We start from the raw sequence: 13,472 nt of genomic DNA, 5'->3' as shown, positions 1-13,472 counted from the left end.
TTTCAGAGCTTTATTTTAAAGATGCTGAAATAAATTCAGCAAGACGGATACAAAGCGATGAAAACTGGTCGGTGGTGACACCAACAAGTAGAGCAAATGGATTTCTAACACGCACGTCAACCTATACTTTTTTCAAGGCCTTATTTTAAAGATGCTGAAATAAATTCAGCATAACGGATACAAAGCGATGAAAACTGGTCGGTGGGGAGACCATCCAGTAGAGCAAGCGGCCTCTTCAATTAATTTACCTTCAATACTAACACATTGGGTTTTGGTCACAAGCGGGACGCTTGCGCCAGAAGGTGATGCTGAAATAAATTCAGCATGACGAATATTGAAACGAAGAAAACTGGTTGGTGGGGAGACCAACCAATAGGAAAATAAAAACTGGTTGATGAAACCACCAACCAGTTAAAAAATAGCGTTTATTTACTCCAGTCGAACGGTAAGTACCAGTTTGCCGGGTCCATTAACTTTTGTCTAACACTTGCTGCGTTAGGATTGCCCGCTTTTAATAATTTTTGATAAATGCGATCGGCCAAAAAAGCTGGATTGTTCTGACGGCGTGCAATGCGAACTAAATCTGGCCAACGGTTACCCTCAAAAGCCAATTCTAAAGCGGCTTCTTCAATTAATTTACCTTCTAGACCAACCACATTGGTTTGAAAGCTCACATCAATTGGGGTTACGTTAGCACGGGTTCTAATCCCGCAGCTGCGATACCAGGTACCCGAAACGTCGTTATTTTTTCTGGCATCAAAGTAATAAGGTGAATCTTGCGGATACGGGGTAATCATGGTATTTAATTCTGCAACAGAAACCGGCGACATGGCACCTGCCAAAAATGTGCCTACATAATAAGTTCTATTTAAGCCAATATTTAAAAATGCCCAGCCCAGTTTAGTTTGCCCATCCCGGTTAGCGGCCTCAGAAAAACGAAGGTGTAATAAGGCTGCGCGATAAATACCCCATTTCCCACCATTATCTGTCAGTTTGGTAATCGCATCGCCCATGGCAGAAGTGTTAAAAGAAAGTTTACTTCTTGGGTCGTAGGGAATTCCATTGTTAGCCGTTTGACTATTCCATAAATCCTTTATTGCCTGCGATGGCTTAATTTGATAGCTTTTTAATGGTGAACATAAATCGAGCATTGGATTTACCGGCTTAAATGCAGGATTAAAAGGCATGGCCCAAAACCATTCCGATCCCCAGGCGCTGAGGGTGGTTGGCAAACCGAAGATCGCCCTCCAGCCTGCTTCCGTACTATTCAATAAGCTAGATTCATCCTGGCTCCTCGTGTACTGAACGGCCAAGTTGGCGTAGGTTGCATCGGTGAAATTATTAATCTTGTAAAAATTAAATCTGAAGTTATCACCCGAGTTATTTTCAGCGTTCATCAATTTAGCATAGTTCTCTGCGGCCTTGATATAATTACCCTTCCACAAATAAAGATCACCTAAAAGGAAGGCCTTTGAAATGAAGAGCTTTTGTGTAGAATTTCCGTCAATGGTAACATACAGCGAACTTCCAGATGGATAAGCGTAAGCCTCTTTATAGGGTAAAGCTTCATTAAAAGCAATTAATTTATCGAGCAACTCATCGAACGTAGTTTTCGGGTAGCTGGCCAAATTGTTAAAATCATCTACAGATTTAAATGGCTCCGTGATGTAAGGTATGCTACCGTACTGGATCCCCAATTGCAGGTAAATCCAGCTTCTTAATGCCGCGATATCCGAATAACGTTTGTTATAATCGTCTACACTCATTCTCAGATTTGCCTTCATGGCATCAAAATTTTTGAGCACGTCGTTACAGTTTACGATCACCTGATAATACGGTCTTGGATCTACGTAAGGATTGGTACGACTAGTGGTATGCGATGATAATTCCTGCAAATCTGCACTCGATCGGCTGGTTACATCAACCAGATCACCTCTTAATTCATTTTGAAGAATGTAGAGCTTTTCCAGTCCCTGAAACTGACCGTATATTCCAATTACGGCAGCATCTGCATCTGATAAGTTTTTGAAACCGTTAATGCTATCTAATTTATCTTCTGTAGGTACATCGAGCATTTTTCTACACGACCATGAACCAACCGATAAAACACCTAATATTAAAAGTGATGCAATTTTTTTATTTAAATTCATCTTCATGATTAATCTTTCTAAATTATAATCCAACCCTTACGCCCAATTGAAACGACCTGAATTGTGGTTCCAAAGTCGTATCCACACCTTGTGTAAATAAACTGCCAGAACTGCTAAACTCCGGGTCGTAACCCAAATAATTGGTAATCGTTAATAAATTATTCCCTGTAGCATATACTTTAGCGTACTTAATAGATTTTAATTTAAGTGGCACATTATAGGTAACAGTAACTGTACGCAACCTTAAATAAGAACCATCTTCTATCCAACGATCAGAGAATTTTGCATTGCCCATTGGATCGCCATAGGTGGCTTTTGGCACATCAGTAACCTGCCCCTCACCTTTCCACCTGTTGTTAATGTTTTGCGTTTGATTGTAATATGTACTTCCTGATTCCAGTTGCGCCCTGGTGTAATTGTAAATGTCATTTCCACCCACGAAAGTAATCAGGGCATCCATACTCCAGTTTTTATAGGTAAAAGTGTTGTTCATGCTTCCAAAAAAGTAAGAATTTGGATTTCCAATCACCGTTCTGTCGTTATCATCTATGATCTTATCGCCATTGGTATCAATAAACCTTACATCACCTCCGGTAAAAGGTACTAAAGCACCCTGGCTATTGCGGATAGATAAACCTGCTTCGGCAGCTTCTGCATTGGTTGTATAAACACCATTCGTTCTTAAACCATAAAATTGATTAGCAGATTTACCCTCGCTGGTGATGTATGTCCCTCCGGCAAAACTCGTAATCACAGAATTTCCACCTGGCAGATTCGATACTTTATTGGTAGAGGTTCCTATGGTTAAGCCGGCATCCCATTTAAATTTTTTATTTAAAATGCGGCCGTTCAAGGCCAGGTCGCCCCCCTGAGTATTCATTCCTCCGTTATTGTTAAGATAGGATGCTGTACCGCCCACTGAGTTAACCAGTTGATAGGTTAACATATCTTTGGTGCTGTTTCTCCAGTAATCTACGCTGATACTTAATCGTTCACTGAAGAATGAACCATCAATACCTAAATTGAATTTACGAACGGTTTCCCATTGCAGGTTTGGGTTAGCATAGTTACCGGTAATTACCCCTCTCATACCGAATAAGTTTTGAGAAATGTAATATTTGCGTGCGGTATAATTACCCACATCATCATTCCCCACCAGGCCATAGCTCATTCTTAACTTTAATAAATCTACACGGTTTAAGTTTCTCATAAATGGCTCTGACGAGATTACCCATGCTGCTCCTATGGCAGGCAAAACGGCAAATCGGTTACCATTAATTCTCAATCCATCATCAAAATTCATAAAACCCTGTCCCTCTTTATAGCCAAATCTTGATGAACCATCAACCGCCATAGAAAAGTTAACCAGGTACTTGTCTGCATAGCTATAGTTGGCCGATAAATAATTATTCAGGGTACGCCATTTGCCAATATCCCCCCCAAAAGTTCTAAAAGCAGCGTTACTGTTACCAATACTAATCAACTCATCCGTAGCAGAGTTATAGCCAAGTGCAAAATCCTGCTCGCTTTCACTTTGCGAATAACGGAAACCGGCTATAGCATGTATTTTACTGTGTTTACCGATAGATTTATCGAAGGTTAAACGAAAATCGTTAAAAAAGCTAAAGAACCTGGAAACTTGTGTACCTAAGCGGCTATCGCCTACATAATTAGAAAGTGTATCGTTGGTTACACCTTTTCTGGGAACAAACAGCGTTTCCTGCGACTTGTCGTAAGTAAGCCCTGTCAAGTTAGATAACTTGAAGTTTTTATTGAAGGTAAAATCGAAGTTAATGTTTCCAAAAAAGCGATAAGCTTTTTTAAAGTTTTGTCCTTTTTCAATTAAAGCCCTGGGATTACTTACCTGCAGGGTATCATAATCAGCCAAATTTGGCGATACTGCCCCAAAGGCATCAATTTCGTTTCTGGCCATAAAAGGCGATTTAACCAGAGCTAAAAACAAGGGATTGGTTGCTGGTGCAATGCCCTGATCTTTTAATCGCTGCTCGGTATAGGTAAACGACAAACTGGTGGTTCCCTGTAGTTTTTTAGTCAGGTTTAAATCACTGTTAAAGCGTGTACTGTATTTTAATAGATCGGTACTATCTATTACCCCTTTATCTCTGCTATAAGCTGCTGATAAGGCATACTTTGCGATGTTATCTCCACCAGTAACCTTTAAAAAATAGTTTTGATCAAAGCTGGTTCTCAAAACCTGGTCTTGCCAGTCTGTTTCGTTGTGATATTTGAAATAATCGGGATTAGTCGGGCTTTCATTCATATAAGGTTTAGCAGCAATAGCGGTGTTGCTTAAACCCTGACTTTTAAGGATATCTGAAAGGTATAACCGATGGTCTGCCGCGTTCATCACCGGAAGATTTTTCGGTCTGAGGTTAACACCACTATTTACTGCGAAATCGATATTAGTAGCTAAATCATGCGCCCGGTTAGTGGTAATCATCACTACGCCATTAGCTCCTCTAACACCATAAACTGCAGCTCCAACAGCATCTTTCAGGATACTGATGTTCTCTATATCTTTCACATCAATAAATTGAAGCGGATTATTGATATGCCCTTTTGTTAATGATACGCCGTAGCTATTGGCATCATAAATCATTCCATCAACTACGTACAAAGGCTGATTGGTGCCATAAAGAGAATTGAAACCCCTGATCAGGACATCGGCTCCAATGCCTGGTGTACCCGATCTTCTGGTGGATTTTACGCCTGCTGCCCTACCCTGAACATAGCTCATTGGATTTTCCGAATTGTTGGCCCAAATATTTTGCAGTCCGATGTTACTCACTGCAGCAATAGATCTCGACTGCGATTCTGTTCCCAAAGGAGTTAACACTTCATTGTAAACTGAGGTATAACTTACCGGATAGAGCTTCGTTTTAAGTTCCTTCTCTTTGTAAACAGGTAATACCTTGGTTTGGAAGCCCGTTGCAGAAAGAATAATGGTTGCATTAAAATCTGGAACTACAATGGTAAATCTTCCTTTCTCATCTGAAATGGCGGCATTAAAACCCGGAACGGTTACATTAACCCCTACTAAAGGCTTGTTAGTATTCCCATCCAGCACAATACCTCTCACTTTTTCACCTTTAACTGTTCGGGCTTTAACTTTTACAGTGGTGGTATCTGTTTTTGTTTCTACAGAATCTACTTCCTGGGCCTGGGCAACAAAGCCAAAAACCAGTGAGCAAACCAGTAATACGCAAACTTTTTTAATCGTTGTAAAACTATACATAGTATTTTTTTTCAAAGCAAGATTCATAATTAAGGTAAAACAGGTTCAAAGCGTAGATAATCCAAAATCAATGTATTTACATTTACAGCGGTAGTGGCCGCAGATGTTAACCTGAAATTCAAATTCCCGAAAGTAGCAGGTGTATATTCTCCTAAATACGTTTCAGTGTAAGTGAGCGGGTTTACCAGGTGTGTAAAGGTGAGATTAAAGGTTGCAGTACCAGGATTAAGGAAGAAGAAGCGCTGAGTAAATGCCGCTACCTGTGAGTCGCCAAGAGCACCTGATATTGCCCTTGCATATACTTTGTATTTAACCGTTGGAACATTGGCCCGGACATAAAAAACACTGAACTCTGAAAGCAAATGATTATAAACCTGTATGTCTTTGTATTGCTTTCCTTTGTCATCCAACTTCGTTCTATAAGATATTGTTCTTGATGCTGAAAAGCTCAGGGGTAATTCTCCTTCCACTTTAAATACAGGAACTTTATCTGTTAAGCGGAAAGGCAATGCCTTCAATACGTGAACAATTCCGTTACTGGCCCGATATGATTTAACTACATTCCCCTTATTAAGCGGAATTTTCACTCCTCTTACAGACAATAAGGTATCTGGTAGCTTGTCGGCAGTATACACGCCCTTAACCGTTAAATCTTTAACCACATAAAATGATGCACTTAAATTAGGATCAACGCTTGGATAATAGTTGGCCAGCTTAGCGGTTTCGCTTGTAAAGGCAGCATCCTGAAGCATAAAATAGGTGTATTCCTGAGCCTCTGCACGTAAGTCGGCCACGTTAACCCAGTAAGTATTTCTGGATACCATAGGTGGATTAGGTGCAAAAATAGGCCTGCCTAAAGCGTTATATCCAATGATGGTTGCGTTGGCACTATCGATAACAGAAATAGAAAGTGCATTGATATAGTTCTTTTGAAGATTAGCATCTGTGCTGGATAACATATAATCCCAGATGTTTAATCTGCTTGGTACTGCCTGGTCTACCTTATACAACACGCCATTTTTTACAAATTGGCCGTTGCCTACAATATTGCTCTCCTCAAATTTGGCATCAATAATATTAGCGTACTTACTATTGAGCAATTTTACTCTTAAAGTATCATTGGATTTAGTAGACAATGGATAAGTAGATAGGGCTATATGATTTGCTACAAAATCCTTCAATTTTACCGGATCGGCAACAATTGCAGCATCCAAACCAGCCAGTGCGGCATTGGAAGGTGCCCAAACGGTATAATTCTGGGCGCTTGCCAACACTTTATCATACCCCGTGCTTTTAACAAATCCATTGAACACACTGATATCTGCCTGGCTGTCTATTTTTTGAGCAAGATCTATGGTATTATCTACATTCTTCAGCTCATTATGTACCTCCCAGTTATCTTTACAGGAGCAAAAAACTGTGCTAATACTGAAAAAGGCGATATAGATTAAATATTTTTTAGTCATCATACTTTATATATTTTGGTTAGCTAACTATCTGGTTTATGGACGCTTAAATATCACGCCCGGTGTTGGGTGAAATCTTGGATAATTCTGATCATCATCAACCGGAATAAAATGTATCATATCCAGGTTCACTCCATTACCATTTCCCCTTAAACAGGTTAGTCTTACCCAATGTCTGTCTGTAGTTTTAATGTCTACCACTCCGGCCAGTTTACCAACCATTGCTTTCCATCCATTGCTAGAATTTGTTGGCAATACACCTTTTGTTACCCCATCAGTAGCGGTTTCTGCTGTTGTTCCCATGTATCTTTTGAAACCATTTGTTAACATTAAACCATCAGCAGAAGGTAATCCACCGTTGGCATCTGCCACTCCGGAGGCTGTTAACTGTTGTCCGGTATCCATTAAGTTAGGTAATACCTGCTCCTGGCTTGTTCCTACATCAACTGCGGTTTGCAACAGGTAATTACCTACATTATAGGTGTAACATATCCAAACTCTGTACTTACCTTTTACCAGCATTGGTGTTCTCAGCTCAATCCAAACTGCTCTGGCATTGTTACTGGTACTCATGTTAAAATTCATAAGATCCCTGTTGGCGTAGGCCCTGGTATTATCAAAAGGTAAAGTTGAGGTAGAGTATACCGGACCAATGGTATTAGATCTGATTTGATCCAGGCGAATACCAGAGGTTATCAACTTACCGTTTTGCAACAAACTGATTGATTGTCCGGGCACACGCCAGGCCGCAAGGGCCTTCAGTTCTGGCTGGTCTCCAAGATCGAAGAAAACACCGGTAGGAACCCGCGGCTTAATTTTATAAAAACTTTTGGATTCGTGAAGTACGCCATTCGATGCAGTTACATTACTGATGGTTCGGTTTACCTCTACTCCAGGCTCTATAACCCCATTAAATTCATCATCGTTTAATAAGATTTTTGTTCCTGATAATTTAGTAGTTACGATCTCTCCTGGCACCAAAGTAGTTAAAGAAGGAGAAGAAACGATATCGGCAGTGTAACTTGCTCCCGGAGAAATGTGATACGCCACGTACATCCATAAACTATCTGCATGACTTTTAGGATTTCCGGTTTTAGAAAGTTTAGCTTTCAAACTGGCATAATCTGCAAAACCCGCTGCCCTTAAGGCCGAATCTGATTCGAGCACCACAGTTTGAAAACGCCGGGTGGTATCTGGAATGTTAGCACGAACATAATTTAAAGAATCGTAAAATCCTGTTTCCTTCATAGCCTGGGTAAAAATGCTATATCTGCTGTTGCTCTCAATGGATACCGCTAATGTTTTAGATGCAGGAACCAAAACATGATCCAATACATGGATAATACCATTTCCTACACGCACATTAGACTGTGTAATTAAAGCCTCTTTATTAATTACATAACTACTAGTACCTTCTTTAAAGGTTACCCCGGTTAATAAGTACTGGCCATACAAAGTGATTTGAGCCAATTTACCATCTGTAAACTTAGCAGTGGATACGGTATCTTGTAAAACGTGGTACCGCACAACATCCTTAAGCTCTTCTGGTGTTAATTGACTAACAGCCGTTTTATTTAAATTTTTTAACCAGGCATTTACAGCGTTGTTGTCTGGTGTAAACATGGTGTATTTTCCGTATGCTGCTAAATAGCCTTTAGTACCCGAACGGTCTAAAATTTCGCTGAAGAGCGAAAACTTCTCCGGATTTTTCTCTAAAAAACCTGTGATATTGACATCATCGGTTGTGGCAATGGTAAAGCTTTCTCTTTTACAAGCATTGATCACGAAAAGCATAAATACAACAAGCAAAACCGAAAAGGCAGCGTTGTGGGAGTTTAATTTCATTTTCATATCAATATTTATTTAGTGTAAAATGGATTCTGTACTAGGTTAGGATTGGTAAATAGCTCTGATTGAAGGATTGGCAGGTAATGGCTATTGTAATCTCTAAATTTGGTAATGGCCGATTGTTGCAAGGTAGGCGATACGGTTTTTGAAACCATATCCAGCAAGATATCTAATCTGCTGTAATTGTTGCGTTTGGCATGACGCAAGAGATCGTACCAGCGCTTTCCTTCAAAAGCAAACTCTCTTGCTCTTTCTGCCAGAATATAATCACATAAGGCTTCAGTGTCATCAGGATCAACATCAACTTTTGTGGCATTTACGGCATTTCTTCTTAAACGCAGGGTATTAACCAATTCTAAGGCCTCTACACCTCCACCGGTTAACGCTAAAGCCTCCGCTTTAATCATCATTATATCCGAAATCCGGTAAGCCTGCCATTTTACGTATGAAGGGTTTTCTGTGCCGTATTTTTGAATGGTTGCCGCAGAATTGTAATAAGATCCTGGTCTGATATCGTAGACATTGTCTGGGTCTGTTTCATCCGGAACAAAAATTTCTGAAGGTACGAGCGGAGATGCAATATAACGTCGTCTGCTATTCACCAAAAGATTAAAAAATGGATTTTCAACGGGCTGATCAAACTCAAATATCGTTTCTATTGATGAACCACGAAAAAAAACGGTATTGTACCAGGCAGAGGTTGAACTTACCAGGGCAAATCTTTGAGAATCGATAATTTTATTGCATTCTACCAAAGCGTTCGGATAATCTTCCATCCACAGATATACATCGGCCAATAGCGCGTTTACTGTAAATTTAGTAACCCTCCCTTTGTCAGACCTTGTATTGCCATAGGTGGTTAAGGCAAACTGCTCAGCTTTCTTCAAGTCGGCAACAATTTGCTTCAATATATCGGCTTGCCTGGTTTTTGGTAAATTTTGTAAGTCGGTATCTTTTACGGTTGCCGTTAACTTTAACGGAACATCGCTAAATGTACGGAGCAAGTAGAAATACATCAAACTTCTTAGGGTTAATGCTTCTGCCATATATCCGTTTAAAGTGGCCTCTGTAAAGGTTGGATCAACACTTTTAACACCTGGAGCATAATCTAATACGGTATTGCAATAGTTTATGGTTCGGTAAAAGGCAGCCCAGTTGGCAATGGTATTATCAGCGGTGATGTTTACGTTCACAATATCTACTTCCTGGGTAGTAATGGTTGGTCCGCCGCTGATCATATCTGCCCTAAGCTCGCCAAACATAAACATATACTCCAGTAAGGATCTGTCTCCAATGCTTGGCGGAGGTGCTAATAATGAGGCATAACACCCTGATACAGCTGCTAATACATCTTCCTTGGTTTTCCAGAATTCTTGTCTGGTAATACCATCTCTGGGTTCTAAATCAAGCCATTTGTTGCAAGAGCTGCCCATCATGAGCAAGATCAATAAACATGTACTATATAATGTCTTCTTCATATCAGCTGTATATTAAAAATTAGCAGTTAATCCCACAGTAACAGTTTTAATTGGTGGGGTGGTAGAATTATCAACTACGGTATTTGAACCGTTTAAACGAATGGGAACTTCAGGATCCTGGCCGGTATATTTGGTAAAGGTTAGGATGTTTTCTACAATTACATTTGCCGAAACCGACTTCATGCCAATGCGTTTCATAAATGTTTTTCCGAAATCATATTTTAGTCCCAAGGAGCGTAGTCTTAAAAATGATCCATCTTCAATGTATCGGTCTGAGCCTAAGAAATTATAACCACCGCCGTATATTGCCCTTGGAATATCGGTTTCATCACCTTCTTTTTTCCAACGACGCAATACCGCTGTACTTTGGTTGTTGAATCCGTACATGTTGGTGGTATTGATTTTCGTTCCATTAATGATATCGTACCCTGTACGGAAAGAGAAGTTAATGCTCAGTTTCAGGTTTCCGTTAATGGTAAAGGCAGAACCAATACCTCCGGTTAACTTAGGGTTACCATTACCTAAATACACAATATCTTTATAATCGATATTTCCATCATGGTTAATGTCTTCATACATCGCATCGCCAGGTTGAAAAACATAATCTACCGACGGATAGGCAAAACGCATATAGATTTTATCGCCATTTGGCCCAACAATCTGGTTGCCATTTTCATCTAATGCGATAGTAGAATTTCTGTCTTTGTACACACCTTTAAATTTGAAACCGTAAAACGATCCAAACGGATTATTTTCCTGAACAAAAACTTTGTATACGTTATTCGATGTTACCCTTCCTCTGTTTTCTCTAGGGTAAAGCGGAGAAACTTCACGAATCACGTTCTCATTGTGTGCAATATTGAAACTCATATCCCATCTGAATTTTTTGGATTTCATTACTGCACCCATAATGTTAAATTCCCAACCCTGGTTATCCATAGTACCTACGTTCATATCTACCGTAGAATAGCCATTGTAGCTGGATACCGCTAAATCTTCATAGAAAAGGTCGGTAGTACGCTTACGGTAAAGGTCAAAGTCGATGTTTAATCTTTTAAATAAGTTTAAGGTAACCCCTACGTTAGATTGTGTTACCGTTTCCCATTTCAAATCGGTTAATTCCATATTGGTAGAATAAACCCCTGCATTATCTAAATAGCTAAAGCCATAATTTTGATAAATATTGAAGAAGGTATAATCATATCGGGGCACGTTACCACTTTTACCATAACTGGCCCTCAAACTTAAGTCATCAATATATTTTTGGGTTCTTTTTAAGAAAGGTTCTCCAGAGATTCTCCAACGACCAGAAACGGAAGGGAAAATACCATATCTGTTAGATGCGCCGAACTTAGAGTTACCATCTCCCCTGATACTCGCATTGATGATATAGCGATCTAATAATTTATATTGTGCAGTAGCCAATAAACCCACAGAACGGGTTTGGTTATAGGCTGACGAAGCAGAGTTTGATAAGTTCGTACGGCTATCTACCGATGGATCGGTTAAATAAGAAGAAGCCGTATTGGTGGCCAATAAATATTGACTGGTTCTACGGCTATCTTCACTATCGAACCTTAAAAAAGTGACTAAATCATGTTTACTACCCAGTTTTGGAGTATAGGCCAAGGTCATACTGGTATTCATGGTAAACGAATCTCCATCCTGATCGAAGGCGGTATTCACCACAGATTCGGTAAAGGGACGACCTGTTGCAATTTGCGGCAGGAAGGTTTTAATTTTGGTGTTGTTAATGTTCACCAAAAAGCTTCCGGTAAATAGCAACTCAGGCTGAATTTGGTATCTCAAACTGAACTTCGGCGTGATACGCTCTCCCAACTGGTGGTTGATCCCGGCACTGGCCATAGCCAATGGGTTAAAGGTAACCGCATAGGCCCCTTGAGCTGTTGCTGCCGGACTAAAAAAGTTAGAAGTCTGATTTCCATATTCATCGTACTCATAAAGACTTTGGTTGGGCATTTTATTATAGGCCACATCTCTTACACGGTCTCTCCCACCCAGTGGATTATAAAGTGCATTCTGATCGATATGGGTATAGGCAATGTCTGAGGAGAACCTGATTTTATCAGAAACCGTATAATCTAAGTTTACCCTGGCCGAAACACGGTTTAAATCTGTTCCTATGGTGGTACCATTTTGGTTAAAATAGTTCACAGAAGCACGGTATCTTGCTTTTTCACCTCCCCCGGAAATGGAAAGGTTATGGTCTTGCAGGTAACCTACCCGTGTAATGGCGGCTAACCAATCGGTATTATTGCTGTAGTTGTAATAATTGTACGGATCGTTCTTATCGTACTGAAACTGTTTGGCAAATTCTGTCGTGGAGAATTGTCTTCCGGCATTGTAGAACTCTTCTAAAATGAGTGAAGAATACTGATTTCCATCTAACATTGGGATCGGACTTGGCTGTTTGGAATACGACCCTTTGAAGTTGTAGGAAATGGCTGGAGGGCCAATAGCTCCCCTTTTTGTGGTGATTACTAAAACCCCGTTCGCTGCCCTTGAACCCCATACTGCAGTTGCAGCAGCATCTTTTAATACACTGATTTCTTTAATATCGGATGGGGCAATATTTAAAAGCTGACCATAATTATTTTCATCAGAAGTAGCGAAATCAAAATCAGAAGGAATAGTAATATCATAAGGCATTCCATCCAATACAATTAATGGATCAGTAGCCCCGTTAATAGAAGAGGTTCCGCGAATACGAATTTGCATGGGTGCACCCGGATCCCCTGTACTGGCTGTAATGTCTACCCCAGCCATTCTTCCCTGTAAAGCCTGATCAATAGAGGCAGATTGCATGTCTTCCAGCTCTTTAGCATCAATGGTTACCGTAGAAGAGGTTTGATCTCGTTTATCAATCACCATCCCACTGCCTGTAGCAGCTTTAGCTTTAGAAACAATCTGTACTTCTTCCATTTGGTTATCTGCAGATTCCAGTTGAAAATTAATAACTGGTTTATCTATGGCTACGGCTGCAGTTGATTTATAACCAATATAAGACACTGAAATGCGGTAGGTTTTATCGGCTACTGGCAAGGTATAGTTTCCGTCAATATCTGTCGAAACCCCTTTAATAACCCTTTTATCTTTATCAACAATGACTACCGATGCACCAATAATGGGTTGTTTATCTTTTTTATCAATTACCTTCCCTTTTACGTAGTTAATCTGCTGTGCATGCGTAATGGTCGACACCAGCAAGCAGCATAGTAAAATAAAAAAACTATAATTATATCTTTTAAACATA

At 40.0% G+C, this 13,472-nt stretch carries 6 protein-coding genes; all 6 read right to left on the bottom strand.

Translation table 11 applies throughout. The annotated features are described in order from the left end of the window. Positions 1 to 425: 425 nt before the first annotated feature. From BMX11_RS11490 to BMX11_RS11465, 6 genes are read right to left on the bottom strand one after another with little or no spacing between them, the layout of a single operon-like run. Positions 426 to 2,150, bottom strand: coding sequence for a RagB/SusD family nutrient uptake outer membrane protein (locus BMX11_RS11490; protein WP_175474539.1), 1,725 nt, complete (start codon positions 2,148 to 2,150; stop codon positions 426 to 428). A 22-nt stretch (positions 2,151 to 2,172) separates the two neighbouring features. Next, entirely contained in the window at positions 2,173 to 5,421 is a 3,249-nt protein-coding gene (locus BMX11_RS11485; RefSeq protein ID WP_217643821.1) for a SusC/RagA family TonB-linked outer membrane protein, read from the bottom strand. Positions 5,422 to 5,435: 14 nt separating this feature from the next. Continuing rightward, positions 5,436 to 6,875, bottom strand: a complete 1,440-nt coding sequence (locus tag BMX11_RS11480; RefSeq protein ID WP_090884337.1) for a fasciclin domain-containing protein — start codon at positions 6,873 to 6,875, stop codon at positions 5,436 to 5,438. Positions 6,876 to 6,908: 33 nt separating this feature from the next. Then, a complete protein-coding gene (locus BMX11_RS11475) occupies positions 6,909 to 8,723 on the bottom strand; it encodes a fasciclin domain-containing protein (RefSeq protein WP_090884334.1) in 1,815 nt (604 codons plus the stop codon). Positions 8,724 to 8,731: 8 nt separating this feature from the next. Next, positions 8,732 to 10,198 (bottom strand): RagB/SusD family nutrient uptake outer membrane protein, encoded by a 1,467-nt coding sequence (locus tag BMX11_RS11470; RefSeq protein ID WP_090884332.1) that lies wholly within the window; start codon positions 10,196 to 10,198, stop codon positions 8,732 to 8,734. Between the two features lie 12 nt (positions 10,199 to 10,210). After that, the gene (locus BMX11_RS11465) at positions 10,211 to 13,471 is read right to left on the bottom strand and encodes a SusC/RagA family TonB-linked outer membrane protein (RefSeq protein WP_090884330.1); all 3,261 of its coding nucleotides are present in this window, start codon (positions 13,469 to 13,471) and stop codon (positions 10,211 to 10,213) included. Position 13,472 lies beyond the last annotated feature (1 nt).

This window comes from Pedobacter rhizosphaerae (assembly GCF_900111155.1).
In the GTDB taxonomy this organism is placed as follows: domain Bacteria; phylum Bacteroidota; class Bacteroidia; order Sphingobacteriales; family Sphingobacteriaceae; genus Pedobacter; species Pedobacter rhizosphaerae.
The sequence above is the reverse complement of the archived record's forward strand: the minus strand, read 5'-3'. Positions and strand labels throughout refer to the sequence as shown.